Source organism: Micromonospora sp. NBC_01699 (genome assembly GCF_036250065.1).
GTDB lineage: Bacteria > Actinomycetota > Actinomycetes > Mycobacteriales > Micromonosporaceae > Micromonospora_G.
On record NZ_CP109199.1, the window covers coordinates 470103 to 492590 of the forward strand.

At 66.0% G+C, this 22488-nt stretch carries 19 protein-coding genes and 2 pseudogenes; 10 read left to right on the forward strand and 11 right to left on the reverse strand.

Annotated features, from left to right (window positions below; all coding sequences use genetic code 11):
- The first annotated feature begins 36 nt into the window (after positions 1-36).
- The 7 genes and pseudogenes from OG792_RS02140 to OG792_RS02165 form a co-directional block, all read left to right on the forward strand.
- Positions 37-666: a hypothetical protein gene (locus OG792_RS02140; RefSeq protein ID WP_329106835.1), complete on the forward strand. Its 630-nt coding sequence runs from the start codon at positions 37-39 to the stop codon at positions 664-666.
- A gap of 499 nt (positions 667-1165) precedes the next feature.
- A pseudogene (locus tag OG792_RS34600) lies at positions 1166-1438 on the forward strand (DUF7669 domain-containing protein); the annotation flags it as partial.
- Between the two features lie 45 nt (positions 1439-1483).
- Positions 1484-2503, forward strand: coding sequence for a DUF6884 domain-containing protein (locus tag OG792_RS02145; RefSeq protein WP_329106837.1), 1020 nt, complete (start codon positions 1484-1486; stop codon positions 2501-2503).
- A gap of 23 nt (positions 2504-2526) precedes the next feature.
- A complete protein-coding gene (locus tag OG792_RS02150; protein ID WP_329106839.1) occupies positions 2527-2820 on the forward strand; it encodes a transposase in 294 nt (97 codons plus the stop codon).
- Positions 2817-3167, forward strand: coding sequence for an IS3 family transposase (locus OG792_RS02155; protein ID WP_329106843.1), 351 nt, complete (start codon positions 2817-2819; stop codon positions 3165-3167). Before OG792_RS02150 ends, OG792_RS02155 begins: the two co-directional genes overlap by 4 nt.
- Before the next feature lie 33 nt (positions 3168-3200).
- The gene (locus tag OG792_RS02160; RefSeq protein WP_329106845.1) at positions 3201-4451 is read left to right on the forward strand and encodes an IS4 family transposase; all 1251 of its coding nucleotides are present in this window, start codon (positions 3201-3203) and stop codon (positions 4449-4451) included.
- A gap of 200 nt (positions 4452-4651) precedes the next feature.
- Positions 4652-5248, forward strand: a pseudogene (locus OG792_RS02165) (IS3 family transposase); the annotation flags it as partial.
- A gap of 258 nt (positions 5249-5506) precedes the next feature.
- On the opposite strand, the gene OG792_RS02170 reads toward OG792_RS02165, so the two are convergent.
- The 7 genes from OG792_RS02170 to OG792_RS02205 form a co-directional block, all read right to left on the reverse strand.
- Positions 5507-6799, reverse strand: a complete 1293-nt coding sequence (locus OG792_RS02170) for a DUF2399 domain-containing protein (protein ID WP_329106847.1) — start codon at positions 6797-6799, stop codon at positions 5507-5509.
- Positions 6796-9882 carry a hypothetical protein gene (locus tag OG792_RS02175; protein ID WP_329106848.1) on the reverse strand — a complete coding sequence of 1029 codons (3087 nt, stop codon included), beginning with the start codon at positions 9880-9882 and terminating at the stop codon, positions 6796-6798. Before OG792_RS02175 ends, OG792_RS02170 begins: the two co-directional genes overlap by 4 nt.
- Positions 9879-10532 carry a hypothetical protein gene (locus OG792_RS02180; protein WP_329106850.1) on the reverse strand — a complete coding sequence of 218 codons (654 nt, stop codon included), beginning with the start codon at positions 10530-10532 and terminating at the stop codon, positions 9879-9881. Before OG792_RS02180 ends, OG792_RS02175 begins: the two co-directional genes overlap by 4 nt.
- Positions 10529-11068 carry a hypothetical protein gene (locus OG792_RS02185; RefSeq protein ID WP_329106852.1) on the reverse strand — a complete coding sequence of 180 codons (540 nt, stop codon included), beginning with the start codon at positions 11066-11068 and terminating at the stop codon, positions 10529-10531. Before OG792_RS02185 ends, OG792_RS02180 begins: the two co-directional genes overlap by 4 nt.
- A complete protein-coding gene (locus OG792_RS02190; RefSeq protein WP_329106854.1) occupies positions 11065-12282 on the reverse strand; it encodes a hypothetical protein in 1218 nt (405 codons plus the stop codon). Before OG792_RS02190 ends, OG792_RS02185 begins: the two co-directional genes overlap by 4 nt.
- A gap of 388 nt (positions 12283-12670) precedes the next feature.
- Positions 12671-14155, reverse strand: coding sequence for a HEPN domain-containing protein (locus tag OG792_RS02200; protein WP_329106856.1), 1485 nt, complete (start codon positions 14153-14155; stop codon positions 12671-12673).
- Positions 14156-14495: 340 nt separating this feature from the next.
- The gene (locus OG792_RS02205; RefSeq protein ID WP_329106858.1) at positions 14496-15017 is read right to left on the reverse strand and encodes a DUF4259 domain-containing protein; all 522 of its coding nucleotides are present in this window, start codon (positions 15015-15017) and stop codon (positions 14496-14498) included.
- A gap of 184 nt (positions 15018-15201) precedes the next feature.
- Between OG792_RS02205 and OG792_RS02210 the strand changes: the two genes are divergently transcribed.
- Entirely contained in the window at positions 15202-16506 is a 1305-nt protein-coding gene (locus OG792_RS02210; protein ID WP_329106859.1) for a DNA cytosine methyltransferase, read from the forward strand.
- Positions 16503-17303, forward strand: coding sequence for a very short patch repair endonuclease (locus tag OG792_RS02215; RefSeq protein ID WP_329106861.1), 801 nt, complete (start codon positions 16503-16505; stop codon positions 17301-17303). Before OG792_RS02210 ends, OG792_RS02215 begins: the two co-directional genes overlap by 4 nt.
- 236 nt (positions 17304-17539) lie before the next feature.
- Here OG792_RS02215 and OG792_RS02220 read toward each other — a convergent pair whose 3' ends face one another.
- Both OG792_RS02220 and OG792_RS02225 read right to left on the reverse strand, forming a co-directional pair.
- Positions 17540-18535, reverse strand: coding sequence for an HNH endonuclease (locus OG792_RS02220; protein ID WP_329106862.1), 996 nt, complete (start codon positions 18533-18535; stop codon positions 17540-17542).
- 47 nt (positions 18536-18582) lie between these two features.
- Positions 18583-19449, reverse strand: coding sequence for a hypothetical protein (locus OG792_RS02225; protein ID WP_329106864.1), 867 nt, complete (start codon positions 19447-19449; stop codon positions 18583-18585).
- 601 nt (positions 19450-20050) lie between these two features.
- On the opposite strand from OG792_RS02225, the gene OG792_RS02230 reads away from it, so the two are divergent.
- Positions 20051-20908, forward strand: coding sequence for a GIY-YIG nuclease family protein (locus OG792_RS02230; RefSeq protein ID WP_329106866.1), 858 nt, complete (start codon positions 20051-20053; stop codon positions 20906-20908).
- Between the two features lie 115 nt (positions 20909-21023).
- Here OG792_RS02230 and OG792_RS02235 read toward each other — a convergent pair whose 3' ends face one another.
- The gene (locus OG792_RS02235) at positions 21024-22040 is read right to left on the reverse strand and encodes a Z1 domain-containing protein (RefSeq protein WP_329106868.1); all 1017 of its coding nucleotides are present in this window, start codon (positions 22038-22040) and stop codon (positions 21024-21026) included.
- Positions 22021-22206: a multiple cyclophane-containing RiPP AmcA gene (gene amcA / locus OG792_RS02240; RefSeq protein ID WP_329106870.1), complete on the reverse strand. Its 186-nt coding sequence runs from the start codon at positions 22204-22206 to the stop codon at positions 22021-22023. Before amcA ends, OG792_RS02235 begins: the two co-directional genes overlap by 20 nt.
- Positions 22207-22488: the final 282 nt, after the last annotated feature.

The following is a 22488-nucleotide window of genomic DNA, read 5'->3' on the forward strand; positions in this document are numbered from 1 at the left end:
ACCGACACCGATGTGACGGAGCGCTAGGAGGACGACATGTTCACCATGAAGTGGGTTACCGGTGCGGCGATGCTGGTGTGCACCGGCGCGCTGATGGCCTGCGGGCCCGCAATCGGCGCGACACCGGGTGCCCCGGTGGGGGCGGCATCAGCTCCGCTCGCCGCCGAGGCACCGCAAGCAGCGACAGACGCGATCGACCCGGCACTCTCCGGTACGCGTGAGGTCACGATCGTGGCGGTGCAGGCGCCGGTGCAGGCTCGTGGGGGGCGGCTGGCGCTCGACGGCCGGCTCGTCGAAGCCGACGAGGTCGGTGGGCGCCAGCTGTTCGTCCCGACACCGCTCGACGGGGACACGTACCTGATCAAGGCGTACACCAGGGCCAACAACCATCCGGCCGCCGACGAACCGAGCTGCTGGCAGGAGTACGTCCCGGTGAACGCGAGGTCGTCAACCGTCGAGGCGGCCGTCTGCGACGCCACCAACCCGGCCCAACGGTTCACCATCACCCCCAACGGCAGGGGAGCGTACGGGGTCAGCATCGGCTCGGCGTACCTCCAGTTCTCCTCCAACGACGGTCTGATCCTCGAAGAGCTCGGCGGCGCGCCCCTGCTGAGCCTGTTCCAGTTCGTCGACAACGGCCCCGCCCGCCGCCCGGCCGACGGGTGAGCGAACTTGTCGGCTGCTTCATTGTCCGGCTGCGTGACGTGTAGCGCGATGATCAGGCGGGTTGTGGGATCGGGGTGGGGTTCCCGGGGTGGGGCGCGACGGGTGCCGGCAGCTGATGACGCGTACCGCTCCCTGTCGACGGGGACCGGCCGCGAGCGGGTACCCTGTAGCCTCGCGCCCTCGTAGCTCAGAGGATAGAGCATCGGTTTCCTAATAGTGATGCGAGGAAACCGTTGTAGCCGCACACCCCGCGTTTTCGGCATCCATTTGTTGCATTCGTGTACGACGATGGTCGTTGGGTGCTCCGTTGCAAATGCTTGGTCGTGCCATCGCCGATGACGGGATGGTCGGGATCGAGTGTTGCCGCAGGTGGTGAGTGGGCACTGGTCGGCGGACCGGTTGTGACCTTCGGGTACGGCGACAGGCTAAACCTGATCATGCGGGTGGGTGAGTTCCGTCCGGCTCGGAAAGGCCCTTTGGGCGATGTACATCTTGGCCTATGGCTGCGATCCTCAGTCCTCAGGCTGGTCCAGATGGTGAGGGGTACGTTTTGGGGTATGAACCCGCCTGGCAGCTCGTTCTATCCGCTGCCCGCCGGCTCGCAGTGGAACAGCCAGAGTTCGGGCGAGCCGAGCTGATTGATGAGGTACGGCGAGTCGACCCGAGCCGACGGCCGGAATCACTCGGGCCAGTGATTCAGGGGATGACCAGGGACGCCAGCGGTGGGCCACCGAGCCCTTGCGGGACACCCCTGATCCGCCTCGGGCACGGGCGGTACGCCCTCGTCGAGACCGCCCTGCCACAGCAGACCCGCGTCGTGGCGCCAGCCCAGACCCTCGGGCGTGCCGACATCGCGCTGATTGGCTGTGTGAAGACGAAAGCGGGCTATCCCATGCCCGCTCGAGATCTCTACCTGTCGCCACTGTTCCTACGCCGTCGTGAGTACGCCGAGCAGCAGGCCTACCGCTGCTACATCCTGAGTGCCGAACACGCGCTGGTCCCGCCCGAGACGGTGCTCGCCCCGTACGACACCGCGCTGGCCGATCAAACTTCTGAGTATCGGCGTGCCTGGGGTCAGTGGGTGCTGGCAAAGCTGGTGCGTGCCGAGGGTTCGCTGCGGGGCAGGATTGTCGAGGTTCATGCCGGCGACGAGTACAGCCGGCCGATCGCGCACCTTCTTGAGCAGGCCGGGGCGACCGTTCGTCGGCCGCTTGCCGGGCTGACGCTTGGCGAGCAACTGGCCTGGTACGACCAACAGCCGAAGGACCTGGTTCCGACGCAGGCTCGACCCGTCGAGACGCAGCCGTCCGTCGTACCGTCCACGAGTCAGGCCGTGGTGGCGGCGCTGCTGCGTTACGGGCGGGAGCACCAGGCCGAGAGGGCTGACGCTCCGCCTCGCTTTACCCCCGACCCGGACGCCAACACCCTCGTCCTCACCGACCCGTTCGCGTTCCTCCTGGCCGTCCTCTTCGACCAGGGCATACCCGCCGAGCGCGCCTGGCAGGCACCGTACGAGCTGCGGCGGCGTCTCGGTCACCTCGATCCGGCCGGTATCGTCGCCGATCCGAAAGGCGTGCGGGCCGCGGTGGCCCAGCAGCCCGCCCTGCATAGGTACGTGAACAACATGTCGGTGTGGGTCGTGGCCGCCGCCGGCTTGGTCGTGGACCGCTACGGCAGCGACGCCGGGCTGGTCTGGTCCGGCGAGCCACGAGCCGCCGACCTTGCGGCACGGCTGCGGACCTTACCCGGGATAGGGCAGAAGAAGGCTGCCATGGCGGTCGAGATCCTGGCCCGTGAGGTGCCCCGAGGACTCCGGACACGTCCCCAAGTAGGGTGATGAGAGTCCGGAAGGAACGGTACGTGGCAAAGAAACCAGCAAGGTATTCACCGGAGTTGCGCGCCGAGGCGGTCAAGGCGGTGATCGAGGGGCAGCGCAGCTACGCTGATGTCGCCCGCGATTTCGGTCTGATTGCGGAGACGGTACGCAACTGGGTGATCGCGGAGAAGAAAAAGAACCCTGGTGGCAGTGATGACGCCCGCGAGGCGATCGATCGGGTGCGGACAGCCGAGATGGAACGGCGCATTCGGGAACTGGAGCAAGAGAACGCGTTCCTGAAAAAAGCTGCGGCCTTCTTCGCGAGAGAACAACGGTGAGCGAGCGGTACGCTTTCATCTCCGGGGGGAAGGCCGACTTTGAGGTAAGCATGATGTGCCGGATGTTGGGTGTCTCCCGGTCGGGGTACTACGAGTGGCTCGACCGGCCTGTTTCGGCGCGGGCAACGCGGCGTCTGGAACTGACGAAGAGAATTCGGAGCGTCTTTGTCGGGTCTGGTCGTACCTATGGTTACCGGCGGGTCCACGCTGAACTCGCGCGTGCCGGCGTGGAGGTCGACGACGAGCTCGTGCGGCGGCTGATGGCGGCGGCCGGGTTGGTGCCTGTACAGGTCAAACGCCAATGCCGTTCAGTTAGGGCGTCTGCTGAGGTCAGTGTGGTGAGCTGACGTCGGTTGTGGAGGGCGGTACGGTGGCTGGCCGTGACGTCAGCGGTGGTAGAGACAGCGCAACGGCCGTGGGGCCGGTTGACCGACCATATCGGGCTGGGTGTGGTGTCGGCCCGTTTCGGGCGTGACCTGCTGGAGGAGGTCCTCAACCGCACCGAGCGGCGGGAGAAGCGGTCGAGGCGGCTGCCCGCGCATGTGATGATCCGCTACGTCATCGCGATGGGTTTGTTCTTCGCCGAGTCCTACGACGAGGTGATGCGCCGGTTGGTGGGTAACCTGCGCGCACTCGGTTCGTGGGACGACGACTGGCAGGTCCCGACCAAGTCGGCGATCACCCAGGCCCGACAACGGCTCGGGCCAGAGCCGATGAAGGCGCTGTTCGAGCGGGCCGCGGTGCCTCTGGCGACCTCGGGCACCAAGGGCGCGTGGCTGGCCCGGCGCCGGTTGATGGCGATCGACGCGACCAGCTTCGACGTGGCCGACACCTCGGACAATGCCGAACGGTTCGGCCGGATGGGCTCCGGGCCGAAAGCGTCGGCGTATCCGAAACTGCACCTCGCCGCCATCGCCGAGTGCGGCAGCCACGCGATTGTCGGTGCCGTGCTGGGTAGCTGCCGCACCGGGGAGCGCACCCTGGCCGCCGATCTGACCAGCACGGTCGGGCCGGGCATGCTGGTGATGGCCGACGCCGGCCTGTACTCCTACGACCTGTTCAACCGGTTCGCGGGCACCGGCGCGGACCTGGCCTGGCGGATCGGCGCGTCGGTGTCGGTCGGGCACCTGAGCTGGCTTCCGGACGGCTCCTACCACGCGCTGATCTACACAGCCGGGCTGAGCGCCGCCAGCCGGGCCCGGCTGGCCGAACAGGCAAAAGCCGGCCACGATGTTCCCGCCGAGTTGGCTCGCCGGGTACGGGTGGTCGAGTACACCGTCCCGGACCGCAACCTCGATGGTGACCTGATCGTGGTGATCACCACGATCACCGACCCGCACGAGATCGGCGCCCTCACCCTGGCCGAGGCGTATCACCAACGCTGGGAAGAGGAATCCGCGCTGGACGAGATCAAGACGGACCTACGCGGACGCGGTGAAGTCCTGCGCTCGAAGACCCCGGACCTGGTCGAACAACAGATGTGGGGACTGCTACTGGCCCACTACGCCATCCGCGCCCTCCTGCTGGACGCCGCTGACCCGGCGGGCTACGACCCCGACCGCATGTCCTTCATCAAAGGCCTCCGGGTCACGCGCCGCCAGGTCACCGACCAGGCGGCCATCACCCCCTGAACACCTTTACACCGCCCTGACCGACGCGCTCGACGAGATTCGCCACCAGCCCAACCCACCCCGCCGCGACCGGACCTGCCCCCGCGTCATCAAACGCGCCCGACACAACTCCTACCGCGTCAAACGCCCCACCGACCGAACCACCCGCCACCCCAACCCGCCAACACCGCAACTGGCCTGCCCAAACATCCTTAACTGAACGGCATTGGGTCAAACGCCGTCGTGGCCTGACGGTGGCCGACCGGGCCGCCGGGCCGATCCCGGACCTCGTCGGCCGGGACTTCACCGCCGAGGCGCCCGGGGCGAAGATGGTCGGTGACATCACCCAGATCGACACCGGAGAAGGGCCGTTGTTCCTGGCTTCGGTCATCGATTGTTTCTCCAAGAGCGTGATCGGGTGGGCGGTCGATGACCGTTATCCGGCGTCGTTGGTGTGCGGGGCTCTGGATATGGCCGCGCGGCGTTTCCCGTTGCCGACCGGAGCGATATTTCACTCCGACCGCGGTAGTCAATATACATCGCACGAGTTCGGTGTCGCGTTGAGTCGGCATAAGGTGCGGCAGTCGGTCGGGCGGACCGGTATCTGTTTCGATAATGCGATGGCCGAGTCGTTCTTCGGGAAGCTGAAGACGGAGTGGGTGCATCACCGAACATTCGCCACTCGTGCCGAAGCGCGACGGGAGATCATCAGGTTCATCGAGGGCTTTTACAATCGGCGGCGTCTACATTCCGGTCTCGGGTACCGCCCGCCGTCGGAAATCCTCGAAGAATGGTTTGCTAATCGGCGGGCAGCTTGATAATGTGCATTTAGTTCGAGTCCGGATTTTTCGGGCCACGTCACCGCAGCCTGCCCCAAGGACGTGGGACGTGCGGCGGCGGTGTCATGACGCACTTCCGAGGTAGCGCATATCGGCCCTGGCACACATCATTGTGTCGTTGATCTTGCTTTTCGCATGTGGCGTTGAGGACGCGTTTGCGGAGTAGGTCGAGGTTCGCTCGTCCCGTTCAAAACAGTTGCCGGTGCACCGGCAACTGTGAGAAGGCGCCAGTGCGGTTTACGAAGGTGGCTGGCTCTTCAAAACGGTGTGAAGGGCGGCCCGTGCGGTGGCTTCCTGCTCGATCGCGTAGCCCCGGTTCAGGCAGCATTGCGCGAAGGCGCCGATTTGGTCCGGGCGTTGTGCGAGCTGCTCGAGGTGGGTACGGCTGTGGGTGTTGAATGTCCGGCCTTCGTCGTGCTGCACCGTGCCGACGTCCACGACGTGGATGGTGGTGCCCAGCGGCAGGTTGTCGTGGACGCGGGCGGTGATGCGGACGCCTCCGAGGTCGGCGTCCGCGCAGATGACGACTGCTGAGGTCTGCTGCGCGGCCTGGACGATCATCGACACGACGGCTGCGGGCGGCTGTCCGTGGCACCAGACGACCGGCAGGTCGGGCCGGGTGTCACAAACCGTTTCGGCCGCCTGCCGGTTCTCCACGACCAGCAGGACGCCGGTGTGCCCGGAGACGGTCAGTCGCGGCAGCGCGTGGGGGCTCAGTCGGATGTCGTGCGGGCCGGGCATCGCCGACAGGTCGAGGACGGAGCCGGTGGTCGTGTGCAGCAGGATCGGGCCGCCGAGCCCGATGTACGGGTTGCGGGCCACGCCGAGCGCGATGAGTGTCTCGTGGTCGAAACCCATAGCGGCGAGCAGATGATGCACGTCGTCGCGGGCTTTCGTGTCGTTGGCGTGGCTCTGCACGAATGCGCGGAGGGAATCGTGGGTACGGCCCTCAGCGAGGTCGGCGGCGGCGCGCAGCGCCCACAACAGCCGGTCGGGGTGGTCGGTGACGCGTAGGGCCCGGCTGGCATCCGGCCAGTCATCGGCGATCGCCGATGCGATCTGCTCCGCCCTGGTTCGAAGGGTGCTGGTGTCGTCGCGTCGGCGGCTTCGGCGTGCTTGTTCTGCTGCCGCCAGGTCGGGGTGCGGGTACACCCGGCGTGGTGGCTGGGCCAGGGCGTTGCTGTTAAGGGTGTAGCCGATCGTCACACAGCCGGATGCGGCGAGTTCCAGCATGATGCGCAGCGCGTCAGCGCCGAACTTGTTGCTGACACCGGCCCAGCTGTGCTCGCTGCGAATGACCCAGGTCCAGTCGCTGTCGCTGAGTAGTCCGTCCGGTCGGCGTGGAGCCTGGCCAGGGTTTTCGGTGCGGAGGCGGGCGGATCGCGGTCTCGGCCGACCGCGGCTGTCCCGGGGGTAGTGCCCGCTGGGCGGCAGCGGCGCGTAGGCGACCAGGCCCGGGTAGTCACGGATCCAGCTGAGAGTGATTTCGGGGTCCGGTTCCTCTGGGACGGTGCCGTCGGTGTCGGTCATGTTTGCGGCTCCGGCCGGAACGAGGTCATCCAGTCGGAGAGCAGCTGCACCCGGGTGGTGTCGGCTTCGCTGCCGATGACGACCGGCGCCTGGTTGTACGGCATGGTGTCGGACGGGCGTCTCAGCTTGATGTAGAGGCTGGACGCGCCGATCGCGTACCGCTCCATGTCATCCTGCAGGGCGCCGACGACGCTGATCGCACGGTCCCGGCCGATGTTCTCGAAGAGGGCGACGGCGTCACGGCGGTGTGCCGCACCCAGGTTGCGGCCGAGTTCGTCGAGGACCAGCAACAGCGGCCGGTCCTGGGCGCCGGCGAGTGCCGCCGCGCAGACGAGCTTCACCGCTTTGTCGTCCATCTGTGCCGTGTTGCCGCGCAGCCGGTACGACGACGGCGGTTTTCCCTCACCGCGCCGCCACCGTGGGGTGATCGTCCACTGCCACGGTTTCTCGGGGTCGGCGGGGGCTTCCGGTTCAGGGAAATCGAGGTTGCCGCCGTAGCCGCCGTAGGTCTGGTCGAGCCGGTCAAACTCGTCGGACACCTGACGCAGTTTCGCTTTGATGGCCTTGGCGGTGGTCGACCGCAGCGCCTCCGATGTTCGCCGGGCCTCGTCGAGTGCGGCCTTCGCGCCGGTCAGCGTGATGGTCTTGGCTTGCCGCTCCTGCTGGATCTGCGAGGCATTCTCCCGGTCGACGCGCTCATGATCAGTCAGGAAGTTGCCGACGATCCTCAACACGTCGGGAATGAGCCGTACGTACGCTCCGGTGCGCCGGTCGGCGCGCTGCTCGTCGACGACCCGGAGTTCCTCCGGCCGGTTCTGCTCCGGGTCACCGGGCGGGAAACACACGGCGCGAACCTCATTGGCCAGCCGCGCGCACAGCTCGTCCCACTCCGCCGACGGCCGCAGCGCCTCACTCTCGTCGAGCGTAAGCAGGTGCTGTTCGGCGGACTCCACCGTTCCGGTCCACTGCGCGTGCAGGCGAGGCAAGTCAAGATCTGTACGCAGCTGCAGCAGGGCTCGCCACTGGCTGCGGTTATCTTCGAGTTCCTTCTTTAGCCTGGTAAGGGTGCTGTTTGCCGCCTCGATCTGCTGAGCCCGGGCGGCTTTCTCGCCGAGGGCGGCCTCGTAGCCGACCTTGGCTTGCTGCAACGGCCCGCCGAGTTTGTTCAGCTCCAGTTCGGTTGCGGAGTTGCGATTGCGGAGCTTCGTCACCTTGTCGCGAACCACTGTGGCCTCGGCCTCGGCCTTCGCGCCGCGTAGGTGCGTGTCGGCGCGGCCCTTGATGCGTTTGGCCTCGCGGATCCCCTCGTCGGCCTCGTCGTCCTCGCTGGCGGCTCCTTTCACCTGATCTTGAGCGCCTCGGATCCGGCCGGCACGGCCGGTCAGTGATTCCGGTAACCCGGCGATCCCGTGCACGCCAGCTACGGGATCGATGTGCTCGTCGGCTCCGGCTCGCTCGGCTAACGCCGCGAGGAACCGGCTCACCGGTAGGTCGGGGTCCGCAGCGGCGGGCAGGCCCGGCTCGGCCACATGATCGATGGGGTCTGCTTCGACCAGTAGGCTGCCTGGCAGTGCGGTCAGTAGTCGGACGGCATCCCGAGCTTGGTGGTGAGCGACGGCGACCGCGTGCCGATAGGGCAGCAGCCGCGCCTCCCACGTAGGCCGCTGCTGTTCGGTCAAGGAGATCGTGTCGACCAGCGGCGCTGCGGTGATGTCGTTCGCCCGTAGCAGCCGGACCTGGGCGACCGCGACATCCTCGCCCTTCTCTGCGGCGGACAGCGCCGCCTTGGCGACCCCCAGCGCGTGTTCGGTACGACCTTTGGCCCGTTCCGCCGCCTGGATCATCTTCTCGGCCTCGGTGATCTCATCCTCGGCCTGTTCAACGGTGCGCCCGTCCGCTACGGCCGCGTCGGCTTTAAGGCGCCGCAGCTGTCCACCAAGGGTTTCGATCGAGCCGACGTTCTTGTTCTGCTCGTCCTGCAGTGCGGTTTCGGCAGCCTTGAGATCCTCGTACGCCTTGATCCGGGTGCGGCAGCTCTCATCGAATGCCTTGTCGTCGGATAGCCGATCCACCTCACCGCCGGCCGTCTCGATCTTCGCATCCAGTTCTTCACGCCGACGTTCCTTCGCCTCGACATCCGCGGCGATCCGTTCGGCTTCGTGCACGCCGTCGACCAGGTACCGGGCACAGCGACTTCGCCAACCGTCACGTGCCTCGGCTAGCAACGTCCGGGACTGCTCCCGCGAGGCGATGCCATCCTCGACGACCTTCATCCGGCCGTCCCACAACTCGTACTCCGACTCGGCCCGCTCGGCTTTCCCAGCCTGTTCGTACTCCTCGGCCCTGGACCGCTGCTCCTGTTCGATCTCGGCGGTCAAACCGGTCAGCGCTCCGATGGCCTCGAAGATCCGCTCCGGGGTCAGCTCGTTGAGCGGCTGGGCGAGCAGGTTCGCGGTCGGGCTGGCCCGTACCGAGGTCGACAGGAACGACACGCATCGAACTGTCGAGCCGTACAGGGTGCGAGCGAGCCGGTTGGCGCGGATATCGGTACGGCCGTTGCTGCGCGGCAAGGCGTCCCACAACCCGTCGGCGCCGCCGGCTCGTTCGTCCTCCGTGTCACCGAACGGCACGTGTAGCCGATGGGCCCACCGCAGCTCAACGTGCGGGCTCTGCCGGTTGATCCGTAGCCACACCGTCAACGCCGACGCGTCCAGTTCTTCCACCGTCTCGGCCTGCGACGGCACGAAAACGCCGATCAGGTAGCCGCGGTCGGCGTTGGCGTGCATCGCCTCCTGGCCGGCGAGTTCGGCGGTGAATAGCAACTCGGCAGCGGCCTGCGCCCCCGACTGCAACCGCCATTGCTCGTCGGCGTGCAGCAGGCTCAGCCCGGCGATGAACGACGACTTGCCGGCCCCGTTGGAGTCAGAGGGCCCCTGACCCGCCATCGTGATCAGCCCACGGGCGGTGATCGGCACCGGATGAGTCGACAGCCGTGAGATGTTGACCATCTGGATGCCGGCGAGGACGCGCGCTCCGACGATGTCCTCGACGACGCCGTCCGACGGCATGGCTACCGACGTCAACGCTGTCCTCCCATGCGGTTGTGCCGGCGTTCCCGGATCGCCGCGGCCAGCGGATGGTCCGGTGCCGCGGCGAGAATCAACTGGTCCTGCAACTGCTCGCGGGCGGCCGGCGTCAGCCGCGACAGCTGCGGGCCCGGTACGTAGCCGCTGTCGTGGTCGCCGCCCCGGACTGTTCGGAGCAGCCCGCACGCGGTCAACCGGCCCAGGGCCGCTCTGACCTCTCCAATCGGCACTTTGCTGTCACGAGTGACGTCCTGCAACGTGGTCGGGTACGGGCTGTCCCAGGAGTCCGCGGCGATTCGCTCCTCGCTGCGCGGGACCGCCACCGAGTGGACCAGCACCAGGACCAGAACGGCGCGGTCGGCCAACGACAGCGGCTGCCACCCGGTCTCGGCGAGCTCGGTCCGTACGGCGTCGTCGAATCCGGACGTGAAGTGCAGCGCGTCGACCGACACCAGTGTCCGGCCCGTTCGGCGAAGTAGCTCCTCCAGCCGTTCACGGCTCGTCGCGTCCCGCAGCGCGGGCAGGAACTGCCGGTGAACTGGGCCACTGCCGTGCTCTAGCAGCGCGTACGCGGCTTCGACCAGCTCTCGCTGCCGGTCGGGCAACGTCCCGAGCACCTCTTCGAAGATGGGATTCGGGCGGTTCACCACACCTCCGGCCCGCTGTCGGTGGTGTTGGGGATCAACCGCCACAGCTCCCTGAGAGTGCTCAGTTCCAACGATCCGAAGGAGGCGATTCGTGGCCCGATCCGCACCGTGTCCGTACCTTCCAGAAGGACCCAACCGGATGATGCGAGGCGCCTGAGCCCTGCGGACAACAGTTGCTGGCGGCTCACCTTGTTGCGGCCTGGCACCAGCCGCTGCAACACCTGACCGACGTGGCCGGTCGAAGCCGGCAGCCCGGGCCACGGATCCGTCGCGGGGTCGGGCCAGCAGCATCGCAGAGTCGCGGCCAGCACTCGCAGGGTCCCCTTGCTGTCCATTATTGAGGAGCCAGGGATTCCGTACTCGCTCAGAACAGTCGGTCCCGCGCTGTCGGGCAGGTTCGGGATCAGCCACACTGCCTTGGCGTCGGCTTCCACCAGACGGCGCAGCCCGGCCGGTGTCGGCCCACCGGCGGAGACCTGCTGTGGTCCGCCGGACCGAATCCTGGCCCACCACAGGGCCACGTCGCGCTCGTTCACGCTGTCTCCCGCTGGTCCCGGCGGAACCAGCCGTCGGAGACCCACGTCCGCGTGGATGTCACATCGACGCGCCATCCATTACCCCAGGTCACTATGTACGGCAGCTCCGGACGCAGATGAATCGCGGTCAGCTCCGACAACACCCGCCGACTGGTCGGCCAGTCACCGGCATCGGCGAGAAGCTGCGCCACCGTGACCACGTCCCGCCCGGTGAGCAGCTCCTCCGCGGGCCGGGCCAGCAGCGTCGCTTCCGAGTCGATGTCGACTTCCGTCGGCGGAGGCTCGTCATCGACACGCGGTCGCGGCGGCGGCACTCGGCCGGTTTCGGACTGCAGTCCTTCCTCCACCGCGTCCAGCAGATCGTCGGCGGTGAAGAACGGCTCTGGCGCGTCGAACAGCAGACCGTTCAGAGCCTGAGCCAGGCCTTCCGTGCTGCTGTCACGCGCGAACGTGCGCCATCGCTCGGTCGGCAGCAACCCCAGCGCGCGAGTCTTGCCTGCGTGCGCCAGCAGCCGCCCGGCTGCGGTGTTCAACGCGTCGCGATATGCCGCCAGCGCCATCCTCAACTGCGTGCACTCCGGCAGCAGCTGCGGATGCCGGTCCGCCGCCGCGTTGTGATACACCCGCGCCTTGTCGAGTAGGTCGCTGTTACCCAGCAGCGGCTGCGCCTGCGTCTGCAAGGACTCGACCGTCGCCGACTTCGCCAACTGCATGATCGGGTTCGCCAGCAACCGGAAGACCGTCGTCATCTCCAGCAGCTGCTCGCGCACCACTTCCGGGGTGGTGTCATCTTCGTCCAAGGCCAGCCGGGCCATCGACAACATCCGGTGCAGCTCCGCCTGACCCCCGGTCTGCGACAGGCGGCGCAGGAAGAGCAACATCACGTACGGCGCGAACGTCGCCTGGTAGAACATCTCGTGCGGCCGCTCGTTGACCCGGGTCACCGCTCGATACGAACGCAGCACCTCAAATCGGCGCCGGACCACATCGGCAGGCACGCTCGGACACGCCAGCACGACCTGCTCGACCGTCATCCCAGACGGGCCCCCGTCAGCGAACGCCTGCAAGATCGACTCATCGGCCCCGACCGAGTTTGCGTCGTCCACCATCGCGTTGGCGTTTCGCGCTAGCACCGCGAAGACCTGCCGGTAGATCCCGAGAACAGCCGATTCGGCAGCGTAGTCGTCGAACGTCAAGGCCGCTGCATCGCTCATAGGAGATCGAGGATATCGCGGCAAGCCAACGAGCAGGAGACTCTTCGTACGCCGGGGCTACCGGATGCTCCTCCGGGCTTTTTCGACAAGCTCATCGGGACCGCCCTTCCACCCGTCGGCGATCTGGTCGGCGAGCACCCGTTCAAAGGCGGCATCAAGCAGCTCAAACCGTTCTTCCTGCCCGCGTTCGTAGCCCTATCCGACCCGCATAGCCGCGCCTACTACGACCGCAAAGTCATCTGCCTCGCCCGCCGTCGCGTCGACGTCCTGCACGCCATGCCCCGGACTCGTACGCCTTATCAGCGCCAAACAGCAGGAGAACTCACCCTCGCCGCCGGACAAGATCCATAGAGACGCCTCACTCTCCTCGCTGGCAGAAGACGAGGCTTCAGGAGTCGGCTCCCGGGACAACCAGCCATTCGCGCGCGCTCCTGGCCGTCGCACGGAGCTGCGGATGCTTCTGCACGATCTCGCGCTGTCGCTCGGGGGGCAACCCGAGCTCGTGCAGCACGTTGAGGATCACGACGGCTGTGGTCACCTCCACAACGGCGATCAACTCCTCCATGGAGTGATCCGGGGTGCTACCCTCGTGCGCCAGGTCGTTCCGTGCCCGAGTGGTCCTCCTCGCCCATCGGTCCACGTCCGGCATGAGCAGCCCGACGGCCACATCATCAGGACGCGCAGCGAGCGCGTACAGCCGGTCCCGCAGGGTCGGGTCGTTGCGGATAGCTCGCTTGAATCTCTCTCGGTGGTCCTCGGGCACGTGCGTCAGCATGGCTTCGCGCATCGGCTTGAACTCATCTGCGGGCATCGGGCGCTCATCGATGCCGAGACGGCGATGCAGCACCTCGGCTGCGCCCACCGCCGTCAGAAGATTGTTCTCGACATAGCGAGCCGGTGCGTAGCGGAGGCCTAAGATCATGTTGATCGCCGCCTGTAGCCGCCCGTGTGCCTCGCACCAGCGTGGAACGACCTCCTCGAACGGGAACGATGCGCACGTGAAGAACACGCGGTGGTGGTCGGCGGCCTTGGCATCGTGCTTACCAAGCACAGAGGGCGAGTAGAGAACATCAGCATCTCGGCGCAGCGAAGGGCGGTCACCACGCGGCACAGAGTCCGCTTCTGCCACCTCCAGCCGCAACCAGATCACGCCGGCGGCACGGTGTGTCGCGAGAGCGATCAAATCTTGCACCAGGCTGGCCGTGCCCAGCGCACCGCTCAAGGAGAACGGGTCCGTAGGGACGATTCGCACGAACGCGGTGTCGCGCACGCGGCCGACGGTCCCGCCCCTCCGCTGATCGAAGAACGGCAGCGTGTGCCGGTGCGAGAGGCGGAACTCAGTTCCATCAACCACGATCGACTGGGTCTCCGACGGCTTCACGGAGATGCTTCCGCTTCCGTCCGGTTTGCCGTCGGGGGCTCCGAGAAAGCCCTCGAACACCGACGAGGCTGCCCAGAGCCCGAGGTCCTCGACCGACACCTCGGCCGCGGAGAACGCTGCGTCGTCCTCGCCGCTGACGTGCGCCCCGATGAGCGCCGTCGTCGCCATCACGGTCTGCTTGTCCGGACTTTTCACTCGCGCACCAATGGTCCGCTTGCTGCTATTCGGGACGCAGGCAAGAAGAGTGATCTCGCGCTGCTCGGCCGCACCGTGGATCACGTCCCACACCCGGTGCCCTTCGTGGACCGCAACGACACCAGGAGAAGGGCTCGACATGATGCGGTCCTCGAACGCGCCGATCAACGAGAGCACCAGGCCGCCCTCCGGCTCGTACCGGAGCACACCGGGGATCTGCTCGTCAGGGTCGTCCGGCAACCACCAGAGACCTGCCCACTCGCCGGACTTGTCGAGGTTCAGAGGATCGTTGGCCATGATGTTCGCTGTCGCTGCGTAGGACAGCTACTCCCTCCCGATCCCAGATGTTCCTCCCTCTGAAACTCTACGACGTCGCCGTCCTTAATGACGTAGCCCTTGCCCTTCACGCGGACCCTGCCGGCCGTTTTGGCAGCGGGACGCAGGCCTACCAGGGCTCGGCCTAGGCAACATGCCTTCGCCGCTTGACGAAGCCCATAGGGACGCCCCCCGTGCTCGCGGGCTAGGGATGCCGCCCCGGTGTTGTCCGCCGCCCCATCGCGACTTGTACGACCCGTTAGGACAACATGTCTGGGCGGTCACTTCGTGGTGTTTGAGAGGGCGTCGCATGGCGTGTCCGTCAGGTAGGTAGATCTTCCGGGCCGTCGCCGACCTCCTGCCCGAACTGGAGAGCGCGCTCGCGTGGCATCTGGCCTGACACTACCTTCGAACGATGAGGCCTTGGCGAGCCCGTGGCGAGGGAAGTGCTAAGTTTTTTGACGACGCTCAGCGCCTCCTCCTCCTCGATGTTTCCGGCCCACCGCAGGCGCCACGCCGATCCTTCGGCGAGCACTGCCTCGAGCGCCCGTGTGGCCAGGTCTCGCAGCGACGGATCGACGTATACGTCGGCGCGGCCAAGGAGGAAGCGGGGGGCGTAGGCCGATTCCGATGATGGCATGCCGGTGAGCGACTGGATTACGGTTGCGGCGGCGGCGATGGCTTGCGCGGCTCTTTCCGGCGGAAGTGCGGGCCCGGCCAGGGCTGCTGCTTCGAGCGTGCGGCGCACGAGTTCCGTGCGTTGGTCGGGCGCGCTGCCTTCCAATATGGCGCACCACTCGACCGCGTCGTCGTTGTCGAACGGACCGAACTGCCAGGTCGCCATCGCTCCTCCTCGGGATCGCGTAACCAAACCACACGGTCCTCGTGGCTTGCCCCGGGGCTCGGGCTCTGGCGTTCGGCGACCTCTGGGTAGCGCGTCCCGTGGCGTGTCGGCGGCCTATCGGTCCGTTCGTCGATAGCAGGGCGCGTTACTGGAAAGATCGACAACTCCGCGGTATGCTTCCGGGATGCTTGAGCCGCTAAAAGAGCCAGTCAATGACCGCACTTCGGTGGAGTTGTTCGCTGGTGGTGGCGGTCTGGCGATGGCCGTGCATCGAGCTGGGTTCCGGCCCCTGCTGGTCAACGAGCTTGTGAGGCACGCCTGCGACACCCTCAAGGCCAACGCTGCGGTTTCGAGGGGCGACGAGGAGTGGATCCCTGACCCGGGCGAGCGGTGGCCCCTGATCGAGGGGGATGTGAGCCGGGTCCGGTTCGAGTATCTGTGGGGCCGCGTGGACTTGCTCGCCGGGGGACCACCCTGTCAGCCGTTCAGCCTCGGTGGGGTGGCGAAGGGCGACGAGGACAAACGCAACATGTTCCCGGAGATGTTCCGCGCCATCCGCAAGATTCAACCCGAGGCCGTCATCTGCGAGAACGTCCGCGGCTTGCTGCGCCCCTCCTTCAGACCGTACTTCGAGTACATCGAGCGTGAGTTGCAGCTGCCGTTCGTGGAACGTGACGACGACACTTCGTGGCGTGAGCATGACGAGGTGTTACAGGGGCGACTGGCCGAAGAGCCGTCGGATCCGAAGCAGCGATACGAGGTAGTGACCACGACAGTGAACGCCGCCGACTACGGTGTTCCACAGATTCGCAACAGGATCATCATCGTGGCGTTCAGGGCGGACCGCGGGGTTGACATCGAACGCTTCAAGCAGGCCGTGAGCCCTCGCTACTCAGAGACGGCGTTGGTCCGATCGATGTTGGACGGCTCGTATTGGGACCGACACCCGGACGTGCCCGACCACGTGCGCGAGCGTGTCATGTCCCGGCTGCCGGATACTCCTCCAAAGGACGACGGCAAGCTTCCATGGCGCACTCTGCGGGACGCGCTTAAGGGCCTTGACGGACAGCCCCCGCTACCAGCGGTGCCTTGGGACAGACTCGACCGGCGGGAGTACCGACTCGGTGGATTCACCGGCCACATCGGCTGGCCTGACGCGCGAATCTACGCCGGCCACACCCCGAACGAGCTCGACCGGCCGGCGAAGACAGTGAAGGCGGGCGTGCACGGCGTACCTGGCGGGGAGTCGGTGATGTTGACCGACGAACTGCTACCCGAGCCACTAGAGGGCTCGCCCTACGCCTACAAGCACCGGTATATGACCGTACGTGAGACAGCACGGGTTATGACCTTCCCCGACGACTGGAAGCTGGCCGGTCCTCGGAGCGAGCAAATGCGCCAACTCGGCAACGCTGTGCCCGTCATGCTTGGTGAGTTCTTCGCTCGGGCCATTGCCACCGCCCTCGACGAGACTACGAGCCAGCGGTGACTTCGGCCATCGCCCCGTCCGACAATCGTTGGGCGGACAAGACCCCCGATCCGAGAGCGTGGAAGGGCCGGCAGGGCCGTAGCAGGAGAGCGGCGTCGCTTGAGCAGGACCGAGCCGCTGGCGGGGCCGACCGGCGGTTGGTCGATCTCGGCGACGGACGGCGGGCCCGCGCGTCCGTCGAACTCAAACTGCTGCCCCGGACTCGTCGCATCCGGGCCTACCTACGCTGGTCCGATAAGGGCCGCTCACCCGCTCGCTACCTCGGTGAGGTCGAACACGCTACCCGGGCCGAGAATCTGGCCCAGGGGTGGCGCTTGGCGTGGGACCGAGGTCTTCTCGTCGCGCCGGACGTCACCACGAGCTCTTGGGCGAAGACCCCCGCCGTACGGGCGGTGATGCGCGCCAACAAGGCCCGCGATACCGGCCCCGAACTGCGCCTGCGCTCGCTTCTGCATAAGAGAGGTCTGCGGTACCGAGTCAACGCCAAACCCCTACCGTCCCTGCGCCGCACCGCCGACGTGGTGTTCCCGGCCGCCCGCATCGCGATCTTCGTTGATGGCTGCTACTGGCATGGATGTCCCGAGCACTATCGTCCGGCCCACGCCAACGGCGGCTTCTGGCGGGAGAAGATCGATGGAAACCGCGCTCGTGATCGGGAGACCGACCAGTTACTCGCCGACGCGGACTGGACCGTGATCCGAATCTGGGAGCACGAGGATCCCACGGAGGCCGCCAACCGCGTTGAGGAGGTGGTCCGAGGCGAGGGTCATGTTCGGCCATTGCGTCCAGGGCGCTAGACGAGGCAAATGACGCGCGCTCGAGGGTACGATCGAGAGCCGAACCCGGCTGCGACCGAGATTCGGTCGCAGCCGAGGGGGGCTACCGTCACGGCCTGGGCTTGAGCGCCATCGGCGTGAGGTCGGAGGACAATTGAGTCACGTCCCGACGGGCGTGCCGCCGGACTCGGGGGCGGTTGATCGCTACGAGCGATCGCACCGACAGGCTGTCTACGCCGTCGAACGCGTGCTCTGGGTTAGAGGGCGAGCGGTAGAGCGGGTGCCGGTGTTTCTCGGTAGACATGCTGGTGGTGCCAGGCCAGGTATTTGGCGCGTGGGGGCAGGGCGGCGGCGGGCAGGAGGAGACGGTCAGCCAATGGTGGTCGGCCAAACGCGGCTCGGGTCGCCGGATCTGTGCCAACGGCGGCGGTGAGAGAGGGCTTGAGGTGAATGCGTAGGCCTCCGTTGACGGTCATGAGCCCCGTATCGAACGCGACATCGTGCGTTGGGCAGGCGGTGAGGCCGTTCCGCGCGTCCAGCCGCTCGGCGTGGTTACTCGATCGCCACGCCTTGATGTGGCTGGCTACCAACATCCGCACCGCGCGGCTTCCTTCCACGCTGATGGAGAGGCCGCAGAAGACACACCGGTGTCCGTGGTTGCGTAACACCTCGTGGGCGAATCGGTGCTGGCCAACCCGTACGGCGGCCACGAGTAGCCGCTCTGTCGTCCGCTCATCGAGGTCGGCTCGCGACTCAAGCCAGTTCGCCGAGCTGGCCTGTACGGCGAGTTCGACCTCCGCGCTGTCGAGCTGGCCTTGACCGAGCAGGAGCAGTTCGGAGTCGTTGTCGGCGAGTCCGAGAAAGTCGGGCAGACGCGCCGGCCCGATGCCGACGTCCCGCGCTGCGGCGAGTATGACGCGGTAAACAGCGCCGAGACTTCCCGGACCCGCCAGGAGGTGAGCGGCTACCTCGATCTCGTGCTTCGCACCGTTGCGTCGGCTGCCGTCGAGGTTCGCCATCTTCGCCAGGACGCTGCTGTTGGGCCGCTGAAACAACCGCGCGAGTGCGGGCACCGGCGCTTCGGCCCTATGGGCCGTGGAGCCACCGTACTTTCGATGGTTAACCAGCAGGCTTGCGGCGAGGCAGGTCAACGTCTCCACCGGGAGGAAGGCCACCTGCCGGCCGACCATGACCGGCGTGCGGGCGAGAATCGACCGCCACTGCTCCCGCGCGGAAGAGGTACCGATCTCCACGTAGTCCTGGGCAGTAGGCACCGGGATGAGCCCTTCTGGCAGGCTGCCTACGCGTCGAGTTCGAAGAGCGGATCGGCCTCAGTCGTGCCCTCGTCGGCCGCGTCCGCGTCCACCCTGCCTGCGGCGAATTGGCGCGGGCCCGGGGCGTACAGGACCTGACCATCCGACTCACGCCGCCACCAGCCGAGCGCGCTGTCGTACCGCCGACGCTCTTGATACATGATGAGGTAGCCGGGCAACGCGGTCAGCTGCCATCCAACGGGCAAGGCGGCGATAACCTGGTGCGCGAGGTTCCTCGCGTTCATGGGCTGGTCGGAAGGGGTCAACGAGGTGTCTCGGTAGGTCTTCCTGGCCCCAGCGCTGCTGTCGAATCGCAGAAGGTAGGGCAATTGGCCCTTGGCCGAGTCCAAGATCGCCGTGAGTGGCTGGGAGCCTGGGTGCAGTCGACAGCGGTAGTCAAGGTCGATGGGATAGGTTGCGTCGAAATGTACCGCCTTGACCACGCTTGTATCCCGATTGCGCCCCGGGTCCTTGTTGCCGAAGCCATTAGTGTTCCAGGGAATACTGTCGTGTTCCCGATACTTCTTGATAAGCAGCTTCTCGGGCGCTGCGGCGTCGAGGTCCTCGTCCACGTAGACGCACACGAAGCCAACAGCTGCCGGATCGAGCCCGGAACGACCGGAGAGCTTGCGGAGGTGTTGGGTCAGCCGGTCCTGCAGCGAACTCGCGGCCTTGCCGACGTAGACACGTTGACCGTTGAAGAACAGCGTGTACACGCCGGGACGACCCAGAACCCTGGACAGGTGCGTCGTCGTCAAGGGTGCGGGCTTAAGTGGCCGCAGGGTGGTCTCCAACTGGTCGGCCAGAGCTCGCGTGATGCTGAGGCGAAACTCGGCAGTCCAATGGTCAGTCACCGCTGCCTCCACAGACTCGCCAAGCCGGGTCCCCGTAGTCTGACAGGTTAGTCTTCGAGATCCAACTACAACCCAGGCGGACCAGGCGCGCTCGACAAATCGTCGTTCATCTGCCCGCCCAGTGGCCCCGGAGCACGGCATGGCAACAACTGTCTACAGGGACCCACTCACCCGCACTAGCTTGATCCTGCCCAGCCCATGCGCCCCGATCTCTATCGAGGCCAGGATCGATCCCGTCATCCACCAACCGGTTTACGGTTGCATCGGTGCACAATGGTCCGAGTCCATCAAATATTATAAATCGGGCGAATCCAGCCTAAGGGATGCTTCTTGGGGGACGGGGTTGAACTGTCACCCCGTCGCGGCTGGCGGTGCTACTTAGGCGACTCCCGGTTCGACACGATTTCACGCTGGCGGCGGAGTCCACCAGTAGCAGTGCAGCGTCTGCTGCCCTCACCGCAGTCCAAGGGCCTATCGCCCCGGCTCCTTGTGGCGCATAATCATGCTCGAGGTGATCAAGTCAGGGCTTCGACCCGATGGACCGCAGATGGGGGAAGACGGTGCTGGAGTCTGGCAGTAGCGATGACGTGAGGGTTTCGTGATGGTTCCTCGGCAACGCGCCCGCGGAGAGCTCCTGTCGTATGCGGATGTCTTCGCTATCGACCTGAACGCCGCTCTATTGGAGCAACTGCCGCAGGCATTGGATTCCCTGGAGCCGGTCTCATTGACGGAGGAAAATCTCTCCGCGCTTGGACCGGAGCATGGCGTTTACCAGCTGTTCCACGCTGGCGAGTCAGTCTATATAGGAAAGTCCCAGGATACTTTGCGTGTCCGGTTGAATCAGCACCGGCGACGCTGCATGGGGCGGCTTGGTATCGATGTGAGCGACATGTCGTTCCGGTGTTTATACGTTGATAAATTCGTTGACGCAGCGTCCCCGGAGTCGGTGCTTATCAAGCGGTACAGAGAGGCGGGTCTCGCACCCTGGAACGTTGCCGAAGGCTTTGCCCCGAAGGATGTCGGGCGCGGCCGTGCGTCTGGTAAGCCTGGACAATGGTTTCTTGATCGACCCGTGGATCACCTGGTCACGGTTAGAGTGGCGGGGGCAGGTGGACCGATGCCTGTATTGGGGGCACTGGCAGCCCTTAAAGCTGCCGTGCCATTCGATCTCTTCCGGTACGCATCGGACCGCAGTGGCAGTGAGAGTGACAAGGCTAGTGTGGTTGACTACGTGGGACGAGAGGTCACGCTGGAGCGTGGCAAAGCTCCGCTAATGTCTCACCTGCGACGGGTGGTCGCCGCGCTGCCGGTTGGTTGGCAAGCCACAGTGGAGCCGCCAGGTGTGCAGATCTATCGGGAAGAGGTGAACTACCCCTACGCGATGGATGGTTGGCGCCATGAGTCACATGGATTGGCGCGCCTTGAACGCGGCCAGTCACTCCGTATGCCTACGATCTGACCCAATACTAGGTTGGCTGGAGGCAACTCCTAAATGCCCTTAGTGTGTGAAGGTAAAGTCCTCCCCAGACGTGCAAGAGTAGCGAATGGCTAATCGGGGGGCTGCTAACGGCAGGCTACACGCGGTCGATGATCGCCGCCTCGGTATGGAGGCTGTCGTGGCTGCGGAAGGTAACGAGCGGTTGCGTCTCCTTGATTGCCGACGAGGGGGCGACGAGACAGAACGCCATGACCACCTGTCGTGCGTCAATGGGATGCTTGGTTTGGCCAGACACCTGATTGGCTATGGTTGTCGGATAGAGGACAATCGCCCCGGTCTTCGGCCGGATACGCAATCGTGGCAGCTCGTTGTGCCTTCCGTGGGCGATGTCGATGGCCCACTGGCGGTGTATGGAGTCGGCAACGGTGTTTAAATACCCGGGCCTGACTTCGCTGCGTGTTGCGATGGCAATAGGTCCACGTCCATTCAGCATTCGGTCATGGTCCATTGTGCGCTGTTGTGGAAGGAGGACCACCCACCCATCTACGTCGTGGTCGGTGAGGGACATGACCCATCGGAGATCCGGTGCAACATTGGCTGGATCGCTCCACTTAAGCCCGCTTAGGGCGGCGGTGAGCGTGCGATGCGGCACTTGGCCGACGAGCACGGCGTCGGGGTGCTCGCTGCGACCGGGTAGCTGAGTCCGAATTGTTGCCGCGTCTACGAGCGGCAGGAATCGTTCGACGTTATACGCGCGTTGACTGCGTTCAGTAGGGTATGCTCTCGGTTCGAACGGTTTGCCAGGTGAACGGCGTTCGACCAGCTCGGCGTTGTACATCTTGTTTGCGGCGGTGGGCTTGAGCCACGGCAGTCGCTGAGCTACCAGCGGGGGTATCTTCGCGGGGGTGACCTGAGGGCGCCCGTCGATGAGTCGCGCATACTGATGTAGTTCCTCGCGGAAGAATTCCTCGTCCCGACAGACGGCCTCGAAGGCCTCCCGAAGCTCGTCGGTGACGTAAAGCCGGACGAGGTCGCGGTAGCCAGGTCGGAAACCGAACCAGCGGCCCATCTGCAGCGCGTCGACCAGGTGCGAGCCAATGCAGCTTGCGACGCCACCACCAAGACCTTGGCGATCACATGCGACCGCTTTCACCGGTCGTTCGCGCGAACACGCGACGCCAGGCATGGGTGAGCAAAGGGGGATCAGCCCAGACGGCACCGGCTCGGCCGATCGCCGATGATTCTGTGTGCGCGGGCGCCGCCGGGCGCGGCCTGGAGACCGTGCCGGTGGTGGCGTTTTGGGAGACGTAGAGGGTCATGGCCACATCGCCGTCTGATGAATCCCGTTCGGGTCGTTCCGGAGCGGGCTCAGTACGACATCGGGCAGTAGGCGATCCAGCCGGCCGTGGTGGATCCACCGATGTCCCGGTGGATCCACCACCGCGATGCGGCGGCCGGGAGCGCCGCGCCGGTCACCCGCCCGCGCAACCCCGACGGCTGTACGCAGACGAGGGATCAACCCCACGACAAACGGGCCAGCCGCTACGGTCGGCTGGATCGGCTCACTGAGCGCCTTGAAATGTGCGATCAATCTATCCACC

What these genes read in the sequence shown, in the direction of transcription:
- OG792_RS02140 (WP_329106835.1), top strand. Translation starts at nt 37, where the DNA reads ATGTTCACCATGAAGTGGGTTACCGGTGCGGCGATGCTGGTGTGCACC.
- OG792_RS02170 (WP_329106847.1), bottom strand. Translation starts at nt 6,799, where the DNA reads ATGACCGACACCGACGGCACCGTCCCAGAGGAACCGGACCCCGAAATC.
- OG792_RS02190 (WP_329106854.1), bottom strand. Translation starts at nt 12,282, where the DNA reads ATGAGCGATGCAGCGGCCTTGACGTTCGACGACTACGCTGCCGAATCG.
- OG792_RS02200 (WP_329106856.1), bottom strand. Translation starts at nt 14,155, where the DNA reads ATGGCCAACGATCCTCTGAACCTCGACAAGTCCGGCGAGTGGGCAGGT.
- OG792_RS02205 (WP_329106858.1), bottom strand. Translation starts at nt 15,017, where the DNA reads ATGGCGACCTGGCAGTTCGGTCCGTTCGACAACGACGACGCGGTCGAG.
- OG792_RS02210 (WP_329106859.1), top strand. Translation starts at nt 15,202, where the DNA reads ATGCTTGAGCCGCTAAAAGAGCCAGTCAATGACCGCACTTCGGTGGAG.
- OG792_RS02230 (WP_329106866.1), top strand. Translation starts at nt 20,051, where the DNA reads ATGGTTCCTCGGCAACGCGCCCGCGGAGAGCTCCTGTCGTATGCGGAT.
- amcA (WP_329106870.1), bottom strand. Translation starts at nt 22,206, where the DNA reads ATGACCCTCTACGTCTCCCAAAACGCCACCACCGGCACGGTCTCCAGG.